Annotated in this window: 22 protein-coding genes, 1 tRNA gene and 4 pseudogenes; 18 read left to right on the top strand and 9 right to left on the bottom strand. The window is 53.9% G+C overall.

The genetic code is table 11. The annotated features are described in order from the left end of the window. Window positions 1-3: 3 nt before the first annotated feature. Both odhI and secA2 read right to left on the bottom strand, forming a co-directional pair. On the bottom strand, window positions 4-435 hold the full coding sequence (gene odhI, locus I6I72_RS00270; protein ID WP_046646002.1) for an oxoglutarate dehydrogenase inhibitor Odhl: 432 nt from the start codon (window positions 433-435) through the stop codon (window positions 4-6). Window positions 436-533: 98 nt separating this feature from the next. Continuing rightward, a complete protein-coding gene (gene secA2 / locus I6I72_RS00265; RefSeq protein ID WP_049063606.1) occupies window positions 534-2825 on the bottom strand; it encodes an accessory Sec system translocase SecA2 in 2292 nt (763 codons plus the stop codon). A 106-nt stretch (window positions 2826-2931) separates the two neighbouring features. On the opposite strand from secA2, the gene I6I72_RS00260 reads away from it, so the two are divergent. From I6I72_RS00260 to I6I72_RS00250, 3 genes are all read left to right on the top strand, one after another. Continuing rightward, window positions 2932-4086 carry a bifunctional alpha/beta hydrolase/OsmC family protein gene (locus I6I72_RS00260; protein WP_049063608.1) on the top strand — a complete coding sequence of 385 codons (1155 nt, stop codon included), beginning with the start codon at window positions 2932-2934 and terminating at the stop codon, window positions 4084-4086. Next, entirely contained in the window at window positions 4083-4481 is a 399-nt protein-coding gene (locus I6I72_RS00255) for a YchJ family protein (RefSeq protein WP_049063610.1), read from the top strand. The genes I6I72_RS00260 and I6I72_RS00255 overlap by 4 nt, the downstream gene beginning before the upstream one ends. A gap of 85 nt (window positions 4482-4566) precedes the next feature. Further along, a tRNA-Pro gene (locus I6I72_RS00250) sits at window positions 4567-4640 on the top strand. 184 nt (window positions 4641-4824) lie between these two features. On the opposite strand, the pseudogene I6I72_RS00245 reads toward I6I72_RS00250, so the two are convergent. After that, window positions 4825-5115 (bottom strand): annotated as a pseudogene (locus tag I6I72_RS00245) (transposase); the annotation flags it as partial. A 61-nt stretch (window positions 5116-5176) separates the two neighbouring features. Between I6I72_RS00245 and I6I72_RS00240 the strand changes: the two are divergent. From I6I72_RS00240 to I6I72_RS00215, 6 genes and pseudogenes are all read left to right on the top strand, one after another. Next, window positions 5177-6388 (top strand): annotated as a pseudogene (locus I6I72_RS00240) (IS3 family transposase). Between the two features lie 95 nt (window positions 6389-6483). After that, a pseudogene (locus tag I6I72_RS00235) lies at window positions 6484-7225 on the top strand (transposase); the annotation flags it as partial. Between the two features lie 416 nt (window positions 7226-7641). After that, window positions 7642-7785, top strand: a complete 144-nt coding sequence (locus I6I72_RS00230) for a hypothetical protein (protein ID WP_201807245.1) — start codon at window positions 7642-7644, stop codon at window positions 7783-7785. A 171-nt stretch (window positions 7786-7956) separates the two neighbouring features. Further along, entirely contained in the window at window positions 7957-9456 is a 1500-nt protein-coding gene (locus tag I6I72_RS00225) for an integrase core domain-containing protein (RefSeq protein ID WP_046646292.1), read from the top strand. A 179-nt stretch (window positions 9457-9635) separates the two neighbouring features. Beyond that, on the top strand, window positions 9636-10826 hold the full coding sequence (locus tag I6I72_RS00220; RefSeq protein ID WP_157800436.1) for a sensor histidine kinase: 1191 nt from the start codon (window positions 9636-9638) through the stop codon (window positions 10824-10826). Beyond that, the gene (locus tag I6I72_RS00215; protein WP_201807243.1) at window positions 10823-11329 is read left to right on the top strand and encodes a response regulator; all 507 of its coding nucleotides are present in this window, start codon (window positions 10823-10825) and stop codon (window positions 11327-11329) included. Before I6I72_RS00220 ends, I6I72_RS00215 begins: the two co-directional genes overlap by 4 nt. A 3-nt stretch (window positions 11330-11332) precedes the next feature. Here the strand turns inward: I6I72_RS00215 and I6I72_RS00210 are convergent. Both I6I72_RS00210 and I6I72_RS00205 read right to left on the bottom strand, forming a co-directional pair. Then, a protein-coding gene (locus I6I72_RS00210) for an IS3 family transposase (RefSeq protein WP_201807241.1) occupies window positions 11333-12549 on the bottom strand; the annotation gives its coding sequence in 2 pieces (ribosomal slippage) (window positions 11333-12288 and window positions 12288-12549; 1218 coding nt in all). A 101-nt stretch (window positions 12550-12650) separates the two neighbouring features. Next, window positions 12651-13843, bottom strand: a protein-coding gene (locus I6I72_RS00205) for an IS3 family transposase (protein WP_370633393.1) whose coding sequence is annotated in 2 segments (ribosomal slippage) — window positions 12651-13561 and window positions 13561-13843 — 1194 coding nt in all. Because the reading frame shifts where the segments join, the coding sequence is not laid out codon by codon here. Window positions 13844-14231: 388 nt separating this feature from the next. On the opposite strand from I6I72_RS00205, the gene I6I72_RS13945 reads away from it, so the two are divergent. Together I6I72_RS13945 and I6I72_RS00195 are read left to right on the top strand one after the other, a co-directional pair. Next, window positions 14232-14585, top strand: a complete 354-nt coding sequence (locus I6I72_RS13945) for a PadR family transcriptional regulator (RefSeq protein ID WP_201807238.1) — start codon at window positions 14232-14234, stop codon at window positions 14583-14585. Then, window positions 14578-15087: a hypothetical protein gene (locus I6I72_RS00195; RefSeq protein WP_201807235.1), complete on the top strand. Its 510-nt coding sequence runs from the start codon at window positions 14578-14580 to the stop codon at window positions 15085-15087. Before I6I72_RS13945 ends, I6I72_RS00195 begins: the two co-directional genes overlap by 8 nt. Before the next feature lie 11 nt (window positions 15088-15098). Here I6I72_RS00195 and I6I72_RS00190 read toward each other — a convergent pair. Then, window positions 15099-16324, bottom strand: a protein-coding gene (locus tag I6I72_RS00190; protein ID WP_201806497.1) for an IS3 family transposase whose coding sequence is annotated in 2 segments (ribosomal slippage) — window positions 15099-16045 and window positions 16045-16324 — 1227 coding nt in all. Because the reading frame shifts where the segments join, the coding sequence is not laid out codon by codon here. A gap of 948 nt (window positions 16325-17272) precedes the next feature. Here I6I72_RS00190 and I6I72_RS00185 point away from each other — a divergent pair. Next, a complete protein-coding gene (locus I6I72_RS00185) occupies window positions 17273-17491 on the top strand; it encodes a hypothetical protein (protein WP_201807232.1) in 219 nt (72 codons plus the stop codon). 613 nt (window positions 17492-18104) lie between these two features. Here the strand turns inward: I6I72_RS00185 and I6I72_RS00180 are convergent. Next, window positions 18105-18692 carry a GNAT family N-acetyltransferase gene (locus I6I72_RS00180; RefSeq protein WP_201807230.1) on the bottom strand — a complete coding sequence of 196 codons (588 nt, stop codon included), beginning with the start codon at window positions 18690-18692 and terminating at the stop codon, window positions 18105-18107. 318 nt (window positions 18693-19010) lie between these two features. On the opposite strand from I6I72_RS00180, the gene istA reads away from it, so the two are divergent. Both istA and I6I72_RS00170 read left to right on the top strand, forming a co-directional pair. Then, on the top strand, window positions 19011-20618 hold the full coding sequence (istA, locus tag I6I72_RS00175) for an IS21 family transposase (protein ID WP_201807221.1): 1608 nt from the start codon (window positions 19011-19013) through the stop codon (window positions 20616-20618). A 20-nt stretch (window positions 20619-20638) separates the two neighbouring features. Further along, a complete protein-coding gene (locus I6I72_RS00170; RefSeq protein ID WP_114975920.1) occupies window positions 20639-21397 on the top strand; it encodes an ATP-binding protein in 759 nt (252 codons plus the stop codon). A 336-nt stretch (window positions 21398-21733) separates the two neighbouring features. Here I6I72_RS00170 and I6I72_RS00165 read toward each other — a convergent pair whose 3' ends face one another. After that, window positions 21734-22333: a recombinase family protein gene (locus tag I6I72_RS00165; protein WP_201807220.1), complete on the bottom strand. Its 600-nt coding sequence runs from the start codon at window positions 22331-22333 to the stop codon at window positions 21734-21736. Continuing rightward, a complete protein-coding gene (locus I6I72_RS00160) occupies window positions 22333-22524 on the bottom strand; it encodes a hypothetical protein (protein WP_201807895.1) in 192 nt (63 codons plus the stop codon). The genes I6I72_RS00165 and I6I72_RS00160 overlap by 1 nt, the downstream gene beginning before the upstream one ends. A gap of 410 nt (window positions 22525-22934) precedes the next feature. On the opposite strand from I6I72_RS00160, the gene I6I72_RS00155 reads away from it, so the two are divergent. The 4 genes and pseudogenes from I6I72_RS00155 to I6I72_RS00140 form a co-directional block, all read left to right on the top strand. Beyond that, complete coding sequence (locus I6I72_RS00155) at window positions 22935-23840, top strand: hypothetical protein (protein WP_110302268.1); 906 nt, start codon at window positions 22935-22937, stop codon at window positions 23838-23840. A 482-nt stretch (window positions 23841-24322) separates the two neighbouring features. Further along, window positions 24323-24388 carry an erythromycin resistance leader peptide gene (locus I6I72_RS13940; protein WP_071569110.1) on the top strand — a complete coding sequence of 22 codons (66 nt, stop codon included), beginning with the start codon at window positions 24323-24325 and terminating at the stop codon, window positions 24386-24388. Between the two features lie 99 nt (window positions 24389-24487). After that, complete coding sequence (gene erm / locus I6I72_RS00145; protein WP_005390949.1) at window positions 24488-25342, top strand: 23S ribosomal RNA methyltransferase Erm; 855 nt, start codon at window positions 24488-24490, stop codon at window positions 25340-25342. Between the two features lie 164 nt (window positions 25343-25506). After that, window positions 25507-25924 (top strand): annotated as a pseudogene (locus I6I72_RS00140) (transposase family protein); the annotation flags it as partial. Between the last annotated feature and the right edge of the window lie 203 nt (window positions 25925-26127).

Below are 26127 nucleotides of genomic sequence, written 5' to 3'. Positions count from 1 at the left end.
TTATTACTGGTTGGCGATGAAAACCAGACGGAACTTGCCGATCTGAATTTCATCGCCCACGTGCAGTACCTGGGAGTTGCGAGGCTCGCGGTTGACGTAGGTGCCGTTGAGGGATCCGACGTCGACGACCTCGAACTCGCCCTCATTCACGCGGAATTCGGCATGGCGGCGAGAAACGGTGACATCATCAAGGAAGATGTCAGCCTCTGGGTGACGGCCCGCAGTGGTGGTGGGCTGGTCAAGAAGGAAACGGGCGCCAGCATTTGGTCCACGCTTTACAACGAGAAGTGCTTGCCCCTCAGAGAGGTTCTCAGCACCAGCAACGGAGGTCTCGTTACCCGCCGCGGCGCCGTTTTCCATCTCCTTGAGAAGGTCTGCACGGAATACAGAAGTGGTTTCTACCTGCGGTTCCGGGGTTCCGGTCTGCTCGCTCATTTTTACCTCCGAATGGTCGGATTCATGTTGACTTATTCCATATTAGCGACTCACCCGCGCGCGCGAGCATCGTCACCCTATTTGTTTCGTAAATTATGTTAACGGAAAATATTGCCGATGCCTTTAAGCACCGAATTTCCTCCGCCGGACAAGGGATTATCCGAGACCATGTAGGTCCACGTGGCGCTCGGGCGAGCCAAGCCAGAATCTTCCATGTGTGCCCCCGCTTCGTCAATGCTGACCTTCTTAAAGGTATCCACGGATTCCTCCACCGCGCGCTGTGCTAGCTCCTTGAATTCGCGCACCGCAATACGGTGATATTCATCAATCGGAGTCTCACGCGCGATAGCACGAAGATGGATGGACTCACGCACATCATCCATGAGTTCCAGGTGGTCTGCCCAGGCGAGGTCCAGGTGATAAAGCATGATTTCACGCGCAGCGGCGATGCGAGCACTTTCTGGGACCTCTGCCAGTTCGGCCGCCCGCTGCGGCGCACGTTGCTCGAGTTCTTCCCAGGCTTGGGCGGAATCAAGCAGCTTTGCACGGCGTTCGTCGATGATGATGCGCTGATCAGCTAGGAGCTGGTTGTATTTCCAGGTTTGCGCGTGGATTTCCAGCAACTGGCCCTCGGTAACGCGTTGGCAGTGCGCCACGAAGTCAGAGACACGCTTCGATTGAATCAAGCCGGTTTCATCCGGCTGCGCCGACAGCGCTTCGTCGCCACCGCCTTGCTTGACGACGTCGTCCTCCAAGGACACGAAGAACAGAGACAGACCCGGGTCGCCTTGGCGTCCTGCGCGACCACGCAGCTGATTATCCAGGCGCGAGGTGCGATGCCGCGAGGTGCCAATGACCGCGAGGCCACCAAGCTCGGCAACTTTGTCCCTATCTTCTTCGGTGGCGCCGCCCAACTTGATATCAGTACCGCGGCCTGCCATCTGAGTAGACACCGTTACACGCCCAATGTCGCCGGCTTCGGCCACAATCCGCGCCTCTTCGGCATCGTTCTTCGCGTTAAGAACGCTCACGGCAATGCCCCGCTCACGCAAAGCTGCCGCAAGATCCTCAGATTCGGCCACGTCGTGGGTGCCTACCAGCACCGGCTGCCCAGTGGCATTGATGGCAACGATTTCTTCGACGATTGCTTTGGACTTGTCCTCGACCGTTGCATAAATACGGTCGGCCTCGTCAAAGCGCTGCAGCTCCTTGTTCCTGTCGATGACCGAGACGTGAAGGTCATAGAACTGCCGCAGCTGATCCGTTGCTTCGACTGCGGTGCCGGTCATGCCGCACACCAGCGGGTAGCGGCGCATCAGCTCCTGCAGAGTGATGGTGTCAAGGATACGGCCGCCCTCGGAAACCTCGAGTCCTTCCTTCGCTTCGACGGCCGCCTGCAGTCCGTCTGGCCAACGCTGCAGGTCCGCTACCCGTCCGCGGGAGGCGTCAATAAGCTGCAGCTTGCCGTCTGCGACGATGTAGTGAATGTCGCGAATCAGCAACGCCTTGGCGTGGAGCGCAAGGTTGACCTTCACCAGCACGGTGCCGATGTTTTCCTCGGAATATAGGGAATCGATGCCAAGCTCCCGCTCGACGCGTGCTGCGCCGTCTTCGGTAAGCGCTACCGTGCGGCCGTCCTCAGCAATGACGTAATCGAGGTCCTCACGTAGGCGGGAGACAACGTTGGTGATATGACCTGTGGGGGCTTGACCGGGGCGATTGCCCGCCAGGACGAGAGGCACGAGGGCCTCATCCACCAGAACGGAGTCCGCCTCATCGACAAGCGCCACGTCCGCGCGGGCCTGAACGGTCTGGGAGCGATCCGTGATCTGGTTGTCGCGAAGCACGTCAAAGCCAAGTTCATTGACGGGGGCATAAATGATGTCGCAAAGGTATGCCGCGCGACGCTCATCCGCTGTCTTCTTTTCGGTAACTGAGCTAACTGTCAGACCGAAAAACTCCACCAGAGGGCGCATCCATTCAGCATCACGATCTGCAAGATAGTTGTTGACCGTCACAAGATGAACGCGCTTGCCCGTGAGCGCGAAACCGGTTGCCGCCATCGCGCCAACCAGAGTTTTGCCCTCACCGGTGGCCATTTGGATGACGTCACCGGTGAGCAATCGAAGCACGGCTTGGGACTGTACGATGAAAGGATGCATTCCCAGGGTGCGTTCACTGGCCACCGCAAGAGCCGCCAAAAATGTGGCTTTATCTGCAATTTCACCATCCCGCACGGAGTCGCGCGCGGCCTGGGCAACCGCGGCGTCGTCAAGCGCGGCTAGCTCCTGCGTGGCAGAACTTGAGCTTTCAACGATCGCTTTGGACTTCTTATCGTTTCGCTCAGACTGCGCACCCATGGCTTTCCAGAACCAACCAAATGCACCCATGCTCGTCTCCGTTACTTCCAACGACTTAACGTAAATTAATTTAACTCTTTCGACTCTAGCTAACCCACTGTGGCCTATGTGGCGAAGGCTCTATATCCTAGAATTTATGCAATCCGTGAACGTGAAGCTCCCGTCCTCCACCGGAACCATGATGGCGGGAACCATCGACTTTCCAGACTCTGCGCCGCAAGCATTCGCCATCTTTGCGCACTGTTTTGCAGGCTCCCGCCACACGCCTGGCGCCGCCCGCGTTTCCAAGCAGTTGACCAAATTCGGCGTAGCCACCCTCCGCTTTGATTTCCCTGGCCTGGGCCAATCAGAGGGCAACTTTGCAGAAACCAGCTTCAGCCAAAATGTGGCCGATATTCAAGCAGCCGCCACATGGCTCGCTGAGAACTATTCCGCACCGCAGCTGCTGATGGGCCACTCTCTCGGCGGCGCCGCTTCCTTGGCCGCGGCAAGCGGAATCCGCTCACTCAAGGCAGTAGCTACCATCGGTGCGCCTTTCGACCCGGCACACTCCGTGCTTCACTACGCAGACAAAATCGGTGAGGTCGACGCAAACGGTGAAGTTGAGGTCACCCTGGGTGGACGTGCGCTTACCATTTCGCGTCACTTCCTTGAAGACCTTGCTGATACCAATCCAGAGGAGTACCTGCGCCACCTGCGCAAGCCGCTCATGATCCTGCACTCCCCGATCGATCAGACCGTGGGCATCGATAATGCACAGAACATCTTCCTTAAGACTCGCTACCCCAAGTCTTTGGTGGCGCTCGATAAGGCGGATCACCTCGTGACCAAGCAGGGCGCTGCCGCACGTGCGGCGGACCTTATCGGCGCATGGTTCGAGCAATTTATTGTTCCAGAGAACGTGCCAGCGCACGTTGACGATTCCGCGGCCCAGGCACAGCCTGCAGTGGGCACCAAGTTCGGCGTTGTGGTGCGCCACAATGACCTCTCTGTCCCTGCGGACCGTACTAAGAAGCAGGGGGGCAAGGGCCAAGGTTTCACCGCTGAGGGCCTCCTCATGTCCGCATTGGCAACGGCTAGTACTCAGTCCATCAAGCAGGCGGCCAAGGGCATGGCGCTTGACGACGTCGAGGTAACCGTCACCCACGTTCATGACAAGACTTTTGAACGCCGCATTGAGTTGGTGGGTAACCTAAGCACCGACGAAAAGGCGGAGCTTTTCAAAGCAGCGACTACTTCTGAAATAGAACAGCTTCTGGACGCTGCCCACATCGTGGATGTACACGCATGATCGTGCTCAATCCATTAAGCCCAGAAGCCCGTTGTCCTTGTGGGCTTGGCCTCAGCTTCAGTCAATGCTGCGGACAGTATCACGGTGGTAAACCCGCACCCACTGCCGAGGCTTTGATGCGCTCCCGCTTCTCTGCTTTTGTGACGGGTGATGAGGAATACTTGCTCAGGACTTGGGACCCAGACACCCGCCCTGAGCGAGTACACCTAGAGGACAATGGAATTCGCTTTTATCGCCTAGACATAATCGACACAGAGGACGGCGGGCCGCTCGATACCACCGGTGTTGTGGAATTTGAGGCCTTCTATAAGGGCGCCGCAGTAGGTTCCCAACGTGAACGTTCTCAGTTCCGCCGTCAAGACGGGAAATGGGTCTATAGCTCCGGTGACTTTTAGTTAAAACAACAGCTCATCTAGGCGATTGGAAACAGTGAATACGACTGATGTAATCTAATCACGTTGCGTCCTCAAGGCGTGACGGCGGACTATGGCGCAGTTTGGTAGCGCACTACACTGGGGGTGTAGGGGTCGCAGGTTCAAATCCTGTTAGTCCGACCGAGAGAAACCGGAGTGATTTAGTTCACTTCGGTTCTTTTAGTTTTTCACGTTTCCGCTGTTCAGGGCGTTATAGATTTTCTACCTGGGTCAAGTCCGCGGATGTGGTGTACGAGTTCTTTCGAATCGTCGGTGATCGGTTAGCCGGGATCGGGTCCGGCACGGGCCTGGGCGTGGTTGGTCATTAGGCTGCAATCTCCTTGCCTGCCGGGGTGGTGGTGTCGGCGTCGAGGACATTGGCTGCGATCAACGCTTTGGTTTGCTCTAGGCTTGTCAACGACATGTAGCGTTTCTGTTGAATCCATTCATCATGCTGCTCAGCAAGGACGGCCCCGACTAGGCGAATCACAGCATCACGGTGGGGGAAGATCCCGACAACATCAGTGCGCCGGCGGATCTCGCGATTGAGCCGTTCGGTGGGGTTATTCGACCAGACTTTGGTCCACACTGACTTCGGTGTGTGGGTAAACGCCAACTGAGGTTACCCTCGTTTAGTGGACACCCTATTTGTACGGATCTTGTGTCCGTAAGAGAGGATGTTCACTGTGAGTCAACAGCGCAAGAAATACACGCCGGAGTACCGGCGTGAAGCCGCAAACCTGGTAATCGAGTCAGAGCGACCGATCGCTCATGTGGCTAAGGAAAACGGTGTTTCCGCCGGGCTTTTAGGCCGGTGGGTCAAACTCGAGCGTGAACGCCGAGGATCCTCAGATGGGATGAGTGAGTCTGATCTTCGTGCTGAGAATGCTCGTCTGCGCCGTGAGTTGGCAGAAGCCAAGATGGATAACGAGTTTTTGTCAAAAGCGACAGCCTTCTTCGCTTTGAGGCAACGCGAGCAGAAAAGTTCGAATTGATGCGGCAGGAGAAGGCAAACTACAGCATCAAACGCATGGCACGGCTATTAAAAGTGTCTCGGTCTGGATACTACAAATGGGCCCATGCGCAGCAGAAACGACTATCCGGAAAAGATGATCGGGCAGCATTTTACGATGATGTTGACCGAAAGATTCATCAGATTTGGAAAGACTCCGATGAGGTTTATGGTGCTCCGCGGATCACCGCAGAGCTCGCCGAGCGCTACCGCATTTCGCTCAACCGTAAGACTGTGGCGAAGCGGATGCGCATGATGGGCATTGAAGGGATTTCACCGCGTGCCTTTGTCCCGGTGACTACAATCCAAGCGTAAGTCAACTCTTCCTGACCTGGTCAAGCGCATGTTTGATACTGGTGAGCTCAACCGAGTGTGGATGTCAGATATTACCTACCTACGTACCAGCGAGGGCTGGCTGTACTTGTGCGCGGTCCGCGATGGTCATTCCCGCAGGGTACTGGGCTGGGCAATGGATAGCGTTCAAGCCACACACCCGGTTGAACGGGCCCTGCGGATGGCGCATACACTGCGCGGTGACGTTCCTGATGGGCTGGTGTTTCACGCTGACCGCGGAACACAATTCACCAGTGAGAAGCTCTGGGAGGTCTGCCGCAACCTGGGCATCGCTCAGTCTGTGGGGCGCACTGGCGTGTGCTTCGATAACGCGATGGCCGAGTCGTTCTGGTCGACGCTAAAGACTGAATTCTATGACCGGCAGCGATGGCCTACCCGTGATGCCGCACGCAAAGCCGTTGCCTACTGGATTGAAGTCGTCTACAACCGTCGGCGCCGGCACTCTGCACTCGGAATGGTCAGCCCCGTCGACTTCGAGAACCACGCCGACGCAATCAACAGCAGAAAAGAAATAGCTGCCTAACCACTAGGTAGCTCCACTACGTGTCCACGATTTGCGGGCAACCCCAAAAGCCGAAGGAGGGCCTGACCCCGGGACAGTGGATACGTCGGGGGTTAGGCCCTCTGATTAACCAGATGCGCTCCGCGCTCGTGGGAACCTATCCTGCCTTCGAACATGTCCTGCGCGGACAGATGATTCACCGAAAGTGGATCCTCCACCTACTTGCGAAATACGGTGGTCCCACCAAGATTCGGCGCGTCGGTAGAACACGCCTGGCAGCCTTTGCGCGCAGTCACAAAGCACGCAATTCTGAGCCTGTCATCGATGCCATGCTTGCTGCCATCCACGCACAGACCGTGTCCATTGCCGGCGCAGAATACGCCGAATTAGGCGTAGCAATGTCTGCCAAAGACGCACTGGCCAAACTAGAGCAATCGCAAAGAAATCGAGGCGCAGGTACTCAAGCTCATTCAAGACGTTCCTCAGACCGGGATTCTTTTATCCATGCCCGGCATCGGCCCGCGTAGCGCTGCGCAGATCCTCATGACTGTTGGCGATATGTCCGACTTCCCCGATGCAGCGCACCTAGCGTCCTATGCAGGCCTATCACCGCGGACGAATCAGTCGGGAACATCCATTATGTCGAATTCGCCCAACCGGGCTGGCAACAAAAAATTAAAGAACGCCCTATGGCAATCGTCTTTTGCATCGATCAGATTCCACGAGCGTTCCCGGCAATTCTATGAACGAAAACGCAAAGAAGGCAAAAGACACAACGCCGCAGTCGTCGCACTCGCACGTCGACGCCTCAACGTTCTCTTCGCCATGATGCGAAACGGCGAGCTCTACCGGGACATCCCCCCAAACGGATATGCAATGTCGAAATCTAGGCCACCATGGGAATTTAGCACTCCCCCTCTGCTCTTTCAAGGAGACCACCGCACTCCTTCCAGCCCGGCACAGCTGCTAATGGGTAAACACTCATTGGATATAGGCAGCTCCCATCAACTACCCACACGACGAAAACCGGAGGACACGTCACCCTTTCAAGTCTGTGATCTCCGGTCGTCGCAGTCCGGGAACCGTTCGATACGAAGTCAAGTGGCGGTCGAGTCGCAACTTCTTGCGATGCCTGCCTACAAAGCGGAATAAGTCCCAAATGTCCACGGTTAATTCCCGGTTAAGCCTTTGTAAACACTTATCCTAATTCATTGACCGGCAGTCTTGGCATAAATAGTCTGACCGATACAACCTAGCTCAGGAAAGGAGGCGACATGAACATCCGGACACTGCAGGCCATGGTCGACGAAACCGACCTGGCAATGAAGAGTGAGGAACGGAAGGAGAGCACCTTCAGCCAGAATCACTGCGGCGCCAAGGACATCAGCACCATCACTTGGTCTTACTGTGGAAACTAGTGAAGCGTCCTGGGTTTAGTTCCTACCTGTGATGTCTATGGAGTTTTTGGTCACGGAGTCTAATGGCTTTTTGGACGGGGAGTCCAGATAGTTTTTGGTCACGGAGTCCAAAGACTTCCTTGTCGTGATGTCTCAAGACTTTTTGGACAGTCGGTGGGTTGGAATACCAAGATGGCTATTTCAACCCATCTCCGCAAGAAAATAGCGGACTTCGACCCAGTAAGAGACGGACGAACCGTCACCCAATTCTGCAAGGATATTGGCGTATCTCGCCAAACCTATGCCAACATCAAACGCCGCGTTGAACAACGCGGCCGTGCAGGCATCCTGCCTGACTCCACCGCCCCGCATTCCCCAGCCAGAATCTACGATGATCACCTTCGTCAGAAAGTCATCACAGCTCGATCAGTGCTCAAGGCCCAGGGACGGGACTATGGCCCGTGGTCAATCTATTACTACCTCATTGATGACCTTGGTTTAGAGCACCCACCGGCACGGTCTACGATTGCGCTTTGGCTCCACGAAGCTGGTGTTGCTGAGGCCAATGCCCGTAAACGTCCTCGTAAAAGCTTTAAACGCTGGGCACGCGATAAAGTCGATGAGCTGTGGCAACTCGACGGGTTTGTCTACCGACTCTTTGACACTCCACATACCCAGATCACTATCTACCAGCTGGTTGATGATGCCAGCCGGTTTGATCTGGGCTCACAAGCCTTCGCCGCCAAAGAAAACGGATTCGATGCTCGCACTACCTTGGCCGCAGCAATAGAAACGTATGGTCGCCCGCAGGAACTTTTGACCGATAACGGTGAAGCTTTCGCCACCTATCACCGGGGCCGGTTGTCCGATACCGAGCGCTGGCTCGCCGCCCAAGGTATCTGGTCCATTGCAGGTTTTGGCCCGCAAACCCAAGGCAAAGATGAACGCTCGCATCAAACCATGACCAAGTTTCTCGATGCACGCCAACCTACAACACTTCAGCACGTCAAACAGCTGTTGGACGACTACCGCGAGTTTTACAACACCAGGCGCCGCCATCAAGGCCTGCTAGTCGGCAAAATGCACATCACTCCAGCCCAAGCCCGTGAGCACTTCGCCCACGCTCAATCCCCAACACAACCCATTGACCCGGATGTGCTGTGGGCCAAGATTGTGAAGTCATACCGGGATACACACTCAGAAAGCGCGATACACCACGAGCATCGTATCGAGAATGGGGTTAAAGAGGCGATGGCGCCGGTTGTGGGAGAAGTTGCAGCTTCTCCCACAACCATCGATGACGATAACGAACCAATCCAGCAAGAATCATCTCCTACCATCAGTCCCACCGTAGACGGTCTATCCGCCCAGTCAAGCAACGCCTGGGGTATCCCCGACACACTGTGGATCAACAAAAGCGGAGTGGTGCGCATCCTGGGCTATGGATTCTATGTAGGACTCCGGTTTAAAAACCGGCTCATATACAGCCACGTTACCGATGACACCGCTGAGTTCTTCACTGATCATGATGGTGAAGCACTGTTTTCATTCCCACTGCCCATCAAGCTACTTGAGCGTCCAGCCGGCGGACAGATCAACATCGGGCATGTCGAAGGAATGTGGCACCGCCGGCCACCAGAGATCAAACCAATCCTGTCGCGTCCGCGCCCGTCGAGACGAAAGAAACCATAACCGGTAAGACGAGCTAGAGACTGTCCAAAAACACCAAAGACTCCCTGCCCAAAAAGCAGGGAGACTCCACGTCCAAAAAGTCATTGGACTCCTAGCCCAAAAAGCTACTGGACTCCGTGTCCAAAAAGCCCATGGACATAACAGGGCTAGCAGGACTGGTCGTTTTGATAGTCACATGTGTGGCTAGAACTATTTGGCAGGACGGGCATTGGCTTTATCTGATGGGGGAACTGCCCCCATCAATACTCAGGGCGGGAATTCCCTGGCTGTGCATGGTAGCGGTGCGTCAGTATGTCAGTCTGGGCAAACGAGCTGAGCGGGAACGAGATCTACGAAGGCGCCAGTACGTAGCTAATCTTCAAAGTCAAGCATCTGTTGAGCGGCTTTCACTGGCCCAATCTTTGCACGATGAACTTGGCCATTCGCTCAGCCTTGTAGCTTTGAATCTCAGTCGCGTCGAACTGGATTCGGCTTTGCCCGAGAATCTTCGGAGCATCATCTCCTCTGCGCGCGAGGACCTTGGCAAAGCAGTCGAACAGTTGGGGGATTCAGTTGTTGCTCTCCGATTAGGTGCCAAGCCTGCCCCCGGGGCAACTGATTCTATCGAAGCGCTCATCAAACATGCTCAAAATGCAGGGGCATCCATCTTTGTTGATCCTTTACCTACCAGCATCTGTGCAGAAACAAGCGGCTACAAAGTTCTCTACCGTTTTCTCCAGGAGGCTATTACTAATTCGATGAAGCACGCACCGGGTGAAAACATTTTCATTCATCTAGTGGAAGTTGGAGAGGTCTTTCGAGCGCGAGTGGTTAATGCGACGACGGTTCAAGAGGTTGCGCATAGAAGCTCTGGTGTTGGTCTTTCAGCGCTTACTCGGGATCTTCGAGCCGGCGGCGGGGATCTAAAGGTCGATGCAACTAGGAGCACTTTTTCGGTCGAGGCGACGATTCCTCTACAAGTCGAGCAAAGTGTCCTGATCAATACTGAAGACCAGGAGTCTACTGCTTCTAATGAGATGGTTAACCCGGGCATCAGACATGCGCAGCAGCGGGTGGTGCTGTTGACCGCTTCCCTGATAGTTGCTGGATTGCTTGGCACTGAGGTGGCGTCTACGTTCCAGAAAAGTCGTGCGTTGCTTCCTCCGGAAGAGTTTGCAGGCATTACGGTGGGTAGTGATCAGGCAGAAATCGAACGTGTATTACCTGACCGAGAGGTTCCTCCTCGGCGGGGAGACCTTCCCATACCTGGGTGCCATTATTATGCAGTGACGGCACGTACTTTTGATGATTCTGCAGGAGATATTTACCGGGTTTGCTTCAAAGAGAATGTGGTGTCGTCGGTGGACTATCTTCGGGGAGAAGACAGATGAGTAGTAAAAAGCAGCCAGTGCGAGTCATGGTGGTCGACGATGATCCACTTATACAGGCTGGAATCAAGGGTGTGCTTGAATCTGACTCTTCCATCTTCGTGGTAGCTTCGGCATCCAGCGGTACTGAGGCCCTGGACTTGATTGACGCGTATCGACCGGATGTTTTACTTTTGGACATCCAGATGCCTGGTCTGACGGGTTTAGATGTGTTGCGAAAAGTTCGACAACGCCCACAGCGTCTAGCGTGCGTGATTGTCACTACTTTTGGTGAAGACGATTATGTGTTGGAAGCTGTTCGTTTTGATGCAGATGGTTTCGTACTAAAGGCGGGGGATCCGTCGCTTTTGCTTACTGCGGTTCATGCGGTTGCTGAGGGAGGGGCTTTTTTCTCCCCATCTGTGGCACGCAGGCTTCTTTCTCCTGAAAGGATTGCGCGTTATGCAGAAGTTCGAGCTGCTGTTGGGGTTGCCCGCAAATCGTGGACACGTAGTGGAGCTACCTAGTGGTTAGGCAGCTATTTCTTTTCTGCTGGTGGTTAGACCAATGTGGTTTTCGAAGTCGACAGGGCTGACCATCCCGAGTGCAGAGTGCCGGCGCCGACGGTTGTAGACGACTTCCATCCAGTAGGCAACGGCTTTGCGTGCGGCATCACGGGTAGGCCATCGCTTACGGTCGTAGAATTCAGTCTTTAGCGTCGACCAGAACGACTCGGCCATCGCGTTATCGAAGCACACGCCAGTGCGCCCCACAGACTGAGCGATGCCCAGGTTGCGGCAGACTTCCCAGAGCTTCTCACTGGTAAATTGCGTTCCACGGTCAGCGTGAAACACCAGCCCATCAGGAACGTCACCGCGCAGCGTATGCGCCATCCGCAGGGCCCGTTCGACTAGGTGTGTGTCTTGAACGCTATCCATTGCCCAGCCCAGTACCCTGCGGGAATGACCATCGCGGACCGCGCACAAGTACAGCCAGCCCTCACCGGTGCGAAGGTAGGTAATATCCGACATCCACACTCGGTTGAGCTCACCAGTATCAAACATGCGCTTGACCAGGTCAGGAAGAGTTGACTTACGCTTGGATTGAATGGTTGTCACCGGGACAAAGGCACGCGGTGAAATCCCTTCAATGCCCATCATGCGCATCCGCTTCGCCACAGTCTTACGGTTGAGCGAAATGCGGTAGCGCTCGGCGAGCTCTGCGGTGATCCGCGGAGCACCATAAACCTCATCAGAGTCTTTCCAAATCTGATGAATCTTACGGTCAACATCATCGTAAAATGCTGCCCGATCATCCTTTCCGGATAGTCGTTTCTGCTGCGCATGGGCCCATTTGTAGTATCCAGACCGAGACACTTTTAATAGCCGTGCCATGCGCTTGATGCTGTAGTTCGCCTTCTCCTGCCGCATCAATTCGAACTTTTCTGCTCGCGTTGCTTCGCGGCGAAGAAGGCTGTCGCTTTTGACAAAAACTCATTATCCATCTTGGCTTCAGCCAGCTCCCGGCGCAGACGAGCATTCTCAGCACGAAGATCAGACTCACTCAGCCCATCTGAGGATCCTCGGCGTTCACGCTCGAGTTTGACCCACCGGCCCAAAAGCCCGGCGGAAACACCGATTTCCTTAGCCACATGAGCGATCGGGCGCTCTGACTCGATTACCAGGTTCGCGGCTTCACGCCGGTACTCCGGCGTGAACTTCTTGCGCTGTTGACTCACAATGAACATCCTCTCTTACGGACACAAGATCCGTACAAATAGGGTGTCCACTAAACGAGGGTAACCTCACCCGGGCCTGACCCCCGGAAAGTAGACACGTCGGGGGTTAGCTATGCTGCTTGGGTCAGTGTAGCTGATGTGAGTGCTTCGAAGTCATTGGGGGCTAGAAGGTTGCACCAGGAGTGCCGTCTGCGGGTGTTGTAGCGCATGCACCATCGAAAGACTTCCTGCCGGCAGATAATGGGATTATCAAAGACTTTCCGATCACGTAGCACTTCACGTTTTAAGGTGGCGTTAAATGATTCTGCCAGGGCATTATCGGCACTAGTTCCCACCGCGCCCATGGATTGGCGTACACCAAGTTGGGCGCAGTGGTCCCTAAACGCCTGTGAGGTGTACACACTTCCATGATCAGAATGGAAAATAGCCCCGTCAAGGCTTCCGCGGACTGTGCTGGCATGGGACAAAGCCTCGATGACCAGTGAGACACGCATGTGGTCTGCGAGTGCATAACCTGCAAGTTTTCGTGAATAGGTGTCAATGACCGTGGCCAGGTACATGTTCTTACCGCCCTTACACGGCAGGTAGGTGATGTCGCCTACATAAACACGGTTCGGCTCGTCAGCGGTGAATGTACGGCCTACTAAATCTGGCATGACACGGTGACCAGGCTTGCGCCGGGTGGTGATGCATCGACGCCGTTTGCTAAAGCCTTTTAGCCCCATGGATTTCATGATGCGCGCAACCTTCTTATGGTTGATCGGGCCGAAGTCCGTATCGTCGTTGAGGCTTGCAGCGATGCGTTTAGCACCATAAAGCCCGTTCTCATCATCAAAGATGGCCTTGATTCTTGCACCAATAAGGGCATCGGAACATATCTTTAACCTGCGATTTTCGTGGGTGTTGACCCATTTATAAAACGAGGAGCGATTGAGCTTTAACACATGGCACATCCGCTTGACCGAGTACTCGGTTCGGTGGTCATAGACAAACTGGAAGCGGATCACCAGCGTGTCTCTTCGGCAAAATATTTCGCGGCCTTGCGCAGAATATCGCGTTCTTCGCGCAGCTTCGCGTTCTCTTTTTCTAGCTGGCGGATTCGCTCGGAATCAGTCGTCTCCTTGGCGTTGTCGCGCATGGCCTTCGTGCGGGCACGTTTGCCGGTGCCGTATTGCTGAAGCCAGGAGAAAAGCGAGGAACGATTGACTCCAAGCTCTGCTGAAGCCGCGTGAAGTGAAAGGTCCTCATTGTTTTCATAGAGGGCCACAGCATCACGTTTGAACTGTTCGGAATACCTAGGCATGGTGGTAGATTACCTTTCTTCCCAACCCAACCGGGCTGGATATCAGGTGTCTACCAAACAGGGGTCAGGTCCCCGCCTTTGACTCCCCTGCCAGCACGCGCCGCCTAATCTCGGCCACCTGCTCTGGGCTTAGGGCTGGTTTGCGGCCTTTGTACTTGCCGGCCTTTTTCGCCAACGCCGTCGCCTCAGCGTGGTTCTTGTGGATGGTTGCGTGTTCAGAATTCGCAAAATCCCAGTCTGTCCAGTATTAAACCTGCGTGTGGAGTGGGCGCATCTTTTGTAAAGGTTAGTTTCTTGTGCGGGGAAGGGATCATTTCGGTTCGGGGTGACATGTTGGATCAGACCCATGTAGGTAGTTATTCTATCTAGGTAGTGTTACTATCTAGATATGGCCGATGAACGCAGTTTCCCATCCCAATGGCTGAGGGCAGTACTACCGCTTACGGTCATGCATATTCTCCGTAACGGAACTGCCTATGGCTATGACATTTCGACGCAAATCAAAACCGCTGGGCTAGGAGATATTAAAGGAGGGACTCTATATCCGCTTTTAGGTCGACTAGAACGCAATGGGCTGATAAGCGCGCAGTGGCAACCAGGTAAATCTGGCCCTGGGCGCAAGTACTACAAGCTAACTGATTCTGGTCGCACACACTTAGAGGCCCAGACTCAGCAGTGGGCAATCTTTACCCGCACAACCTCCCAGCTTTTCGCACAACCAAAGGATACGAGCAATGCATAAGTATGATCTTGAGCTTGAACTGGCCCCAAACATTAACCCCCAGTGGACAGAGGATTTCATCCTCGAGTCCCGACTAAGAGACGTGCCAGGAAAAGTAATTGGGCAAGCCCTCGGAGAGGTAAACGATCACTGCACCGCCTCTGGCGAAACACCACAAGAGGCCTTTGGGGCGGCGAAAGAATACGCCAGGGAACTTTCTAACGGGCAAGAATCGACAACAAATATTAAGCTCGCCCGACTGTTTCTGCCTACCTTTTTGCAAATTTCCGGCATTGTCCTAGGACTATCAGGAGTTTCCGGGCTAGTTCAGCATGATCCTTCACCGCTAGCATGGGCAGAAGTTATAAGCCTTGGTCTTTGTGCGATACTGCTTTTGCTCATAAACCAGTTGAGTGCCAAAATACTTTCTCTTGTAGTCTCTAGCCCCATCTGGGCAGGCGTGGTATGTGGTGGAATCGGAGCAGCCTTTATGCTTTTGTTTATTGAAGCGTCCTGGGTTTAGTTCCGCTTCTTTTACGGCCCTGTGTTGATGGGCTGGGTGAGATAGTACTCGGTTTCTACTTCCTGTGGGGTGGCGTAGTCCAATGCTTCGTGAAGTCGCTTAGTGTTCCACCAATGCACCCACCGCAAGGTGGCCAGTTCGACTTCTCCGACCGACGTCCACGGGCCCTGGGCATGAATCAGTTCCGCCTTGTAGAGACCGTTGACTGTTTCGGCTAGAGCATTGTCATAAGAATCGCCGATTGTTCCCACACTCGGGCGGATTCCTGACTCAGCTAGCGCGGTGGAATACTTCAGTGACACGTACTGGCTGCCCCGATCGCTGTGGTGAATTAGTTGGTTTCCATGGATTCGTCCTGCAGTCGTTAACGCATGTTCCAATGCCTCCATGGGCAGCGCATCGGTGCGCATTGTCGAGCGTGTAGCAACACCAACAATTTTTCGGCTGAAGACATCCACGACAAACGCGGTGTAGGCGAATCCTGACAGGGTGCGAACGTAGGTAATGTCGGCAACCCAAAGCCTGCCTGGTGCCTGCGCACGGAAGTTTCGGCGCACTAGGTCCGGGCGATGATCCGGTGTCTTCGGGCTAATCGTTGTCACAGGGGTTCGCCCACGTCTGCGGCCAGAAACACCTGCAAGTTTCATTAGTCGTGCAGTCTTGTCGCGACCAATATGAAAGCCTTCACGGTTCATCGCGTGCCACATTTTGCGGATACCGTAGACCGAGAAATTCTCCGCATGCACACGCTGTATCTCTGGGATGAGCAGGCTATCGCTTAAGGCTCTTGCACTGGGAACACGTGTGGTAGCTTTGCGGTAGCCGCGTGAAGTAATGAATCCACGATCTGCTTGTTTAAGGACTCGACAGATGGCCTCGACCCCAAACTGATCTTTATACGTGTCGATGTAGGAGATCATTTGGTCGTGGGTCGGTCGAGTTCCGCTGCGAAAAAAGCCGAAGCTGTCTTAAGAATCCCGTTTGCTCGTTTCAGTTCGCGGTTTTCGCGGCGCAGACGCTTGAGCTCTTCTTCCATTGTTTCGCCGCCTGAAGCGTCAGAATTATCGCGTACTGAAGCGCTGTCACGGTACCAAGCCCGCAACGTGTGGTGAGATACTCCAAGGAGCTCGCCGACCTCCGTGTAGGCGCGTTGCAGTGAGCAAGATTCCAGGCGGACCATTTCGATGATCTGATGGACCGCCTTGTCCTTGAACTCGACGGAATACTTTCTAGGCATAGTTCAATCCTTCCTTAGCTGAGGTAGGAACTAAACCCAGGACGCTTCATATTCTGCCAAATCTGTGGACCAGTCCAGATCTTCCAATACATGCAGGAATTGTTCTCATTGTCGGGCTTGGTCTACTAGGCGGTGGGGTGATAGTGGATGTAGCAGAAACCAAGCTTAACTCCGCAGACGATCCACTTATTGTGGCTGGAGATACCGCGCCGACTAGGAAACTACAGCAGAAAACGCTCTTCTTTCCCGGCTTCTACGCACTAGTCTGCATGGCACTAGGCACGATCCTTATCGTCTACTTTGCATAAGCATCGCACATTCTCTGTAGGTCCAACCGCATAATGCGTAGGCACGCCGACTGGACCTAGTGGAGTAATTCCTCTCCTCCTTTTGTAAAAGCTGCCCATGAGGGGGAAACGCGCACAGAGTCACTCGTAGCCATGTTTAAGTCCGTCAATGTCCCCGCCCAACACCCTAGCTAGACGCACGAAAGAGCAGCTAGGACTACGTATTACTAGACATATGCTTTAGCGTATGGCGGAACATACGCTATAACATATGCCTAAACATATGTCCTGCCATATGGCAGGACTCGCGGGTGCACAGAGACGGGCGCACGACTACGCAGATTTCCGACCACGGTAGAAAAAGGGGCTACGGGCTCAGTGTGGGAGTATTGCGAAACTGTCGCGCGCGCATTAGCCTAAAAGTGACAGCACAGTTCACCTTTGAACTGCGGCTGCACAATAAAAGGATCCCACCGGCTGGTACTCGGTTGAGACTCTCTGGATTAAAGACCCATGTGAAGCGTCACCGCAATGAGCTTCACTTCTAAAAAGAATCCGGCCCTGAGAAAGATTCTCAGCGCCGGCATTCTGTAATTGCGGGTACTATCCCCACTTTATGAATGGTGTCTTATACCAATTCTGAAGGGAAGGCAAATGCGCGATGTCTAAACTGACCTATCGTGCGGCTAGGCAAATAGAGTGGGCTATTCCTCCTGCGCGCTTTCAGACATATCGGCAAGCTACAACAGGACTCGTCGAAGCAGCGCAACTCTATCTTTGGAATATTCAAGCTGCCGGTGCAGTTACTGAACTGACGGGGATAGTTGAAGTGCTGCTCCGGGACACAATCGACACGCGTCTCCGTAAAATGGAATATTGACAGTGGGGGTCATGAGGGTTGGATTGTCAATCCAGCTCCAACGATTTTGCAACATTTAGTCCGACCCAATGCTCCAGCATCATGGCGGCCCCAGAAGGCTTCGGATCTATATCCGAGGTGGTGGGAGAAAAAGGCTCTAGATAATTATGGTAAGCCCCATCCAAGTAGCCGTCCGAAGAGATCCGTTCCTCCAACACATGATGATCTCGTGGCGAGTTTGAACTTTGGATCGTGGACTAGCCTTCTTCCTTCCCCAGAAGCGGGCCCCAAGAACAAACGCGTCGAGATCTGGAACGAAGCGCTGTCGTTAGGGTTCCAGGGTGTCCGGCGTGAAGCGGTATACCGTTATGCCCACGAATTACGGTGGATGAGGAATCGAGCTGCGCACTTACGCCCGATGCTTGATGTTAAGCGTCTCTGGTCTGCTCATCGCTATGCGATACGCTTGCTGCGCTCTATAGATGCTGATTTTGCACAGATTATTGCGGGGCAAGCCGCTCTTCCGACTGTTATTAAAGCTAAGCCTTCTACTCTATGAAGGTGCTCAATCTATCTGAGTCTAAAAGGTATTCCAAGCTTTCGGTGATACGGAAATGCTCAAACTGCCTAAGGTTTATTTTTTCATAACATAGCGGCCTGCATTCTTATATAACATGGAATACACAACTAGCCCTTTTTTAACATGTGTCTCATGTACTAGCTCAAAGCCGTGTTTGCTATAAAGGTTAACATTGCTTTTGGTGGACGTTTCTAAGCCTATCTGTGGTGTTGATGATCTCGATACTTGGTCAAGACACTTTTGGATGAGTGCCGTCCCTAATCCGTGGCCAGTCTGTTTGGGCTGGACGCCCAATGTTGCAAAATGCCAAGAATCAGTAGGCCGCTTCGGCAGTTTAACCTGTGACATATCTTTGAAACGGTTACCCATAAGGTTCGCAACTTCAGATTGTTGGCTTCCTTTCAGATCGGGGCATCCCGGTGGAAGTATAGCGGCAACAGCATCTAATTCTTTGCTAACGACGACAAGACCGTTCGCGACTGCATGCGACAGATAGATATACTGCAGGCGAAAAAGACGCTGTCGGTAACTATCCCTCGGGATACTCCATTGAGTCCATGGGTAAGATTCGAACGCCGAAGTTAGAGTGCGCGCAGCGTGGGGAATGTCTGATGGCTGCGCATAACGTATCTCAATAGTCATACTTTATGTTATCAAACCAATATCGCCCGCCCGACCTCCACCACTTACGGTGAAGGATGATTGTGAACCGAAAATAACGTTAGCAGTTATGCCGGGCTGAAAGGTGTGCGGTGGTCTCCGTGAAGGAGTAGAGGGCGAGGAGTGCTAAATTCCCATGGTGGCTGTCGATTTGGGGTAGTTGGTACCGCGAGTCCGCGTAGTTGGTACCGGGGTTCCACGTACCCGGTACTGCAAGGGGGTTTTCTTTCATAGTTGATGTTGGCGGCACCACGATCCGCTGGTGTTGCGTCAACTTCTACTTGGAAGGAGCTGGTCCTTGTGGCCAACTTCAAACAGATCATCGCGATGTGCCTTGATGGTGCTAGCTACGCGCAGATCACACACGCATTGGGATGTTCACGACGAGAAGTATCCCGCGCAAAGAAAGTCATCAACGATGAGGCACTAACTCCAGAGCGTTTCCGTCAACTTCCACCGGGATGGTTCGATGATCGATTCAGCGACGACCGGAGTAAACGGACGATGTCCTACGACCAGCCTGATTTTCACGCTCTTGCACGCAAGCTGAAAAGTACAAAGCATGTGACCAGGCATAAGCTGTGGATGGACTACTTATCGCAGCCGTGTCCGACGGACAAGACAAAGTACCAGTACTCCCAGTTTTGCAGTGGGCTCAATGAGTTTCTGCGTGCCAATGATCTCGTTGAAGTTATCACCCATGAGCCAGGCCAAGAGCTTTACGTTGACTGGGCCGGTGACAAAGTGCCAGTGACGGATCAGGCCAGTGGTGATACCGCATTCAAGGCGTCATTGTTCGTCGCGGTCAGCCCATACTCAGGGCTGATGTACGTTACTGCTGCTGCGAATGAGAAGATGCCGTCGTGGATTGAGTGCCACGTCAAAGCGTTGAACTATCTTGGCAAAGTACCAGCAGTCATCGTGCCAGATAATGCTTCTACGGCGACCTACCGGCCGAGGAAGTATTCAGGCTACCGGATGGTCACTGACCGCTACGCAGCGTTTGCCGACTATTACGGGGTCACGATCGTGCCGACTCGGCCCGGCAGGCCACGCGACAAAGCGGCAGTAGAACGTGCCGTGAAAATCGCCTACACCAAAATACTCGGGTACTTCAGCGACGAGGTCTTCTACAATCTCGATGAACTCAATGAGGCGATCGCTTGCCGTCTTGCCGATATCAACAGCGCAATGACGCGGCCTGATGGCTCAACACGGCGCATGCGCTTTGAGCAAGAAGAGGCACCAATGATGCGGGATCTGCCGCCGACGCCGTTTACGGAAGTGTCTTATAAGCGGCTTAAAGTCGACCGCAATTGGCACATCACCTGTGACTACCAGTACTATTCAGTGCCATTTCAGCTGGTGGGAGAATCGGTAACAGTCAGGCTCACCCCGCAACTAGTAAGCATCTTCAACGGGGAGCAGCTTGTTGCTGAACACACGCGCCTTCACGGATTCAAATACCGGTATTCCACCAACCCTCAGCATGCACCGCGTGGCGACGATGAAGGCCACAAGGCGCTTACCCGTGATGAGCTCTTGGCCTGGGCCTCGTCGTTCGGGGCAGCAACGCACGCAGTCATAGCGATGATCCTCGACCGCAATAGTGCCGCCATCCCCCGCGGACTCATTCAGGCACGCAACGTGCTGGCCAACCTGGGCAAAAAGCACAACAAAGCCACCCTCGAACCTGCATGCCAGCAGGTCTTAGACAAGAAGCTGGCCCCCACGATGGCAGTGATCAAACGCATGCAGACTGACATTGCCCACGCCCAACAACATCCCGGGCCACCAGGGGCAAAACCACAGCCTGTGGCCAAGCACCACCCACGCCCAAGTACCCCGCTTACCGGTGAGGTGGCCGATGCCGTCTTTATCCGGCCTGCTGACCACTACGAAAACTAGAAGCAATAAGGAGTGAAACCATGAGCAGCATCGACGACGAGATTGTGCGGGCGAAAATGCGCAAGCTTCGCGTATCGACCTTCGCTGACATCTTCTACGAGGTTGTCAACGACGAGGCCTATGCGGATGCGCTACCAGAAGACATCTTCCTCGCCGCAGTCGAAGAAGCCTACACACAACGCCAACAACGCAACATTGCCAAGGCTATAACCCAGGCTAAATTCCGATACCCGGATGCAAGCCTGGCTGAAATCACCCAGGCAGAACAACGCGGTATCAACATGCGCCAGCTGAAACGAATCGCAGCAACTAACTGGCGGGAAAACCCGACCAACATTCACATCCTCGCCCCGACGGGAACAGGCAAGACCTACATTGCCTGCGCCATCGGTATCGCCGCGTGCAAGGCTGGATACTCCGTGGCGTACTACCGGCTGGATCAACTTGTAGACATGCTGGCGGTCTTCTCACCGACTGACCAAAACTACCTCGATAAGATGCGGAAACTGATCAACGTCGATGTCCTTATCATCGACGACTTTATGACCATCAGCATCAACCAGCGCGGGCAAGAAGACCTAACCAAGATCATATTCGACCGCGACGGTCGGCTCCCGACACTGATCTCCTCCCAATCAGCTGCCGCCTATTGGGTTGAAACACTGCCAGACAGAGTCGGAGCCGATTCACTCGTAAGCCGCCTCAACAACGGCCACCGAATCCGTATCGGAGACTTCGACATGCGCAAGGCCACCGCCCCAATAGAACCGGACGAATAAAGCAAACAGCCGGGCCGACTCCGTCGGCCCGGCCCCGGTACCAACTACCCGGAACCCGGCAGTACCGGGTCTCCGGAACACCGGTACCCAAAACCCGCATCTGACAGGTGGCCTAGATTTCGAATTTGCGTAGCCTTTGGAGTTTGGGGGAAGTGCTTCTACTGTCCTCTTCCGCTTGTAATGGAACTCTGGTAGTTCTTGGTTAATCTACAAATACGCAGGTATACCTAAACATAACTGGACATATGCTTTAGCATATGGCTAAACATATGTCCCACCATATGGCAAGACATATAACAGGGCTGACAGGTGTGCAGATTTACTGATACGGCTGCACTACCCTAGGCGTTTTTTCAACGCCCGATACACCGTAGGGCGAGTGACCCCAAACTCCCGCGAGAGTGCCGCCTTTGACTCCCCTGCCAGCACGCGCCGCCTAATCTCGGCCACCTGCTCTGGGCTTAGGGCTGGTTTGCGACCTTTGTACTTGCCGGCCTTTTTCGCCAACGCAATCCCCTCCGCCTGGCGCTCATGGATAATGGCCCGCTCAAACTCCGCAAAGCTGCCGAGGATACCCAGCATTAAATCCGCGCGCGGATCCGTGGTGTCTTTCGAGAAGGATAGATTCTCGTGCAGGAAGGTAACGGTCACACCCTTGTCGGTGAGTTCGTCGACAATGCCGCGCAGATCGGTTAGCGAACGGGCGAGGCGATCAATCGACGAGACGACGAGCTCGTCACCGTCGCGTACATACGCCATACACTCTCCAAGCCCAGGACGCTCAGTCTTGGTGCGGCCGGAAATCTTATCCTCAAAGAACCGGTCAATACTTCCAGACGTGGACAGTAGTTCTTTCTGGCGCTGATTATTCTGCTCCACCGTCGAAACACGGATATATCCCACCCGCTGCCCACGCGAACCGGAGTCCTTAGCCATTAGTTTTCGCCCCGCGGAGAGTTAAAGGCAGCATTCTCCTGGGCAATGACCGCATCACGATACGACTCGATTGCATCCGAGAGGGCATAAAGCTGAACACCGTCGAGACCATCAGCGTCAGCAAGCAAGGACTGCACAATCCTGCCCAACGCCTGCTGCCCCGACGACAACCCACCATGCAGATTTTTCACCCGCGCCAACGCGGGCACAGAGTCAATATGACTTTCAATATGGAAACCGTCAGACGATAGCACCACACTCACCACTTTCTGTAAACATAAGGCCTAGACCCCACTAGACACGTGTAAAACAATGCTGGGAACGGCCCTATTTTACAGCAAACATTCCGCACCAAACCGGCGTAACAATAGGGTGTACTCTATATAACTAATATTACCTACGGAGATGGAATGATTGATTTTTAGCGTGGAGTGGATCTGGGGCGGTCGTCGGGTCTTTTGCGACAATACTTTTCAATTACGTTAGAAACCGGAAAGTTGACAAGCAAAAGGAAAAATCTCTCGCCGATAGTAAGTTAGAGAAGAAGCGCATTCGGCAAATGGAGGCCGTTAGATCTGTCCTAGGGGAAACGCTAGAAGAAATGCAGCTTATAAGTAAGCCGCATGAAGTAGACAAGCTCGTATCTTCTGAAGAAGACTTTTCGGAAATTTCTAAGACGCTTGTGCAGAAATACCGTTTTCGAGTGAAGTCGGAGTTGGCAAAAGCGGATCCATTTGTATGTGATCCTTCAGTCAGGGAAAGCTTCGACAAGATTAAAGAAGCAGTATCTGATGAATGGTACGGTGATTTCCTTTTTGTTGTCGATTTCGCGACCGAGCGAAATGATGCCGAGGGGGTCATTCGTACATTTAGCGAGTATCTAGCAAAAGTAGCGGCAATTACAAACGAGGCACTTTCTAAGGCAGTGGAAGCATTGGACTCAGATGGACTTCCATTAACTGAGCTGGAAAGCGGCCCCGAGGTTGTCGAAAAAGGTCAGACGGAAGCGCCGTTGACGGGACGGGCAAGGAACTACTCTTGCATTAATCGTCTTGTCGCTCTGTGTGGTTTCTTCATCTTTGTTATAGAGGTATGCCACATGTTTGCGTCCCCTGCGGGAAGTGCTGAACAATTCGGTAGTGGTTTCGCGGCACTTCTTGCCTTAGTCGGTTTCGCTGTGTTTCTGACTAGATCTTGTTGGATGCGGAGAGCTTCTAAATGTGGGTATCAAGTGACCGATAATCCGGACGATTATTCCCTAGAGAGAACCACGTTTTTTGCTTGGGTGCTTTTGGCTATCGTGCTGTTCATCGAAGCTTTGACCCCTATAAGTCTTAGCGATTTGGGCATAAAAACGGTGGGGGGCTGGATTATTGCTCTGGCTTTTTGGACTCCCATTGTCAATGTAATTGGTTCAGGTTGGGGAAAGTTAAAAGCAACAAAAACTAACGGAGACAAAATTGTTTGGCCGTGTAGCTGGGGGATGAATAGTGACGTGAAGCGGTGACCGACATTGTTTATGAAGCTCGGGACGCGCACCTGTGCGCCCTATTCATCAAAGCCCACGAGGGTGCTGGAGATTACGAGTACGCGCTAGACGCCGCCAAACACCTACAGGTAATACAAGCGGAGTTGCCTGCCACTTCCCCACTGGCCCGCGACGCTGGCATACTCGCTAAGTTCGTGCGTGTAGCACAGAGGAATTTGTCTCAACAATGGCCCGCAGATAATCCAGATGAACTTACAGACTTAGCCACCAGTCTCAAAGAACGGCTGGAAGCTACGCGCTAAAGGAAACTCCCCTAGTGCTTCTCGTCGTTGGAAGCACTAGGGGAGAAGCCACCTACGGGGGTGCGGGAGTCGTGGCTTTTTATTTTCCTTCCGTCCGACTATGCGCCGGGGGAAGCGCGCTGCGGACACCCAAAACCATACCGCCTTACAGCGCGCCCGCAACCGGAGCGAAAAATAGGACAAACAATTACCCTTTAAATGGATATAATTAGACCCATGTTGATTTCAGGTACCGCTTTCTTGCGGTTGCGCACCAACCGCTAAGGCGGTTTCCTACCCCGTAGGTTAAAAACCACTCCGGTCCTTTAGCCGGGCGGCTATTTGTCATGCCCGGCTCCCTTTCAAATCCAAGGAGCACACCTGATGTCTGCATACGGACACGGCCGTCACGAGCATGGCCAAAATTTTCTCACCAACCACAAGATCATCAACTCCATCATCGACCTTGTGAAACAAACCTCCGGCCCCATCATTGAGATCGGACCAGGAAGCGGTGCCCTCACTCACCCGATGGCCCACTTGGGGAGGGCGATAACGGCAGTTGAAGTGGACGCAAAACTAGCTGCCAAAATCACACAAGAAACCTCCTCGGCGGCGGTCGAAGTGGTCCATGATGATTTCCTTAACTTCCGGTTACCCGCCACTCCCTGCGTCATTGTGGGAAACATTCCCTTTCACCTCACCACTGCCATTCTTCGAAAGTTGCTGCATGCGCCAGCATGGACTGACGCTGTACTCCTCATGCAGTGGGAAGTCGCTCGCCGCCGGGCCGGGGTAGGCGCAAGCACGATGATGACGGCTCAGTGGTCCCCATGGTTCACATTTCACCTGGGTTCTCGGGTACCAAGGACTGCTTTCCGGCCACAGCCAAACGTTGACGGGGGGATCTTAGTGATCCGCCGGGTGGGTGACCCGAAGATTCCGATAGAGCAGCGCAAAGCCTTTCAGGCGATGGTGCACACCGTTTTCACTGCCCGGGGACGCGGGATAGGGGAAATTCTCCGAAGGGCAGGGTTGTTTTCATCACGTTCAGAAACACAATCATGGTTGCGCTCGCGAGGAATCGACCCCGCGACCCTACCTCCCAGATTGCACACCAACGACTGGATCGATCTCTTCCAGGTGACTGGTTCCTCTCTACCTCACCATCGACCCATTTCACCATCGGGAAGTAGTCAACGACCTCCTCAACGGAAAAACCGAAGCCGGCGGCGTTAATCCCCACCAAAACCGAAATCCACCAGTAGTACTAAAAGGGCTCTTCCGGTTTTAGAGTGCATTGATTAGTTCGCCGGGGGTTCGGGCGTGGCACAAGATATTGGGGTCCTTGGCTTTGTAGGAAAAAGGTATCTAATCCATCCGTACAAAACTAAGGACCTACTGTGCAGCCTAACGGAAATGTCATCGTCGATACCATCTGCCGCACCGCAAAACTAGGAACTACTATCACCGGTGCCACAGAAAACGGTGACGTCACTGTTATTGAAGCCGAACCCGTCGAGCCGATCAATGAATGCCCTACCTGCGGGCAGCCTGGAGTATTCCGCGACCACGTCATCCGCAGCCTGGTCGATCTGCCCATCGTCGGCCACCCAACAACTTCATGTGCGCCTTCCACGCTACCGGTGCACCAACAAGCGTTGCTTGCAGAAGATCTTCCGTGCTGGCCTTGCCTGCGCGCCCGACAATTCAAAGACCACGGACCAGGTGACCCACTGGATCCTGCAACGACTCTGCCTAAATCGGATGAGCGTTGCCGCTGCACCCAAGTCATTAGGCCTGGGGTGGGATATGAAGTGTCCCAGGTTTTGTTCCGTTTGATGAAACCCGTTTTTGAAACAACGTACGGAGCACAACGCACGCCGATGCCAAAGCTTCCGCAACATCGACTACCTCATCAAACCCACGACAGTGGGATTCACACCCTCAATCCCCACGCGTGGGTTAAGCGACAAAATGTGTGTCCGGAATCGTTGATTTTCATGCTCTGAACTCCGCGTTTG

This window comes from Corynebacterium striatum (assembly GCF_016728105.1).
GTDB classification, from domain to species: Bacteria; Actinomycetota; Actinomycetes; order Mycobacteriales; family Mycobacteriaceae; genus Corynebacterium; species Corynebacterium striatum.
The sequence above is the reverse complement of the archived record's forward strand: the minus strand, read 5'-3'. Positions and strand labels throughout refer to the sequence as shown.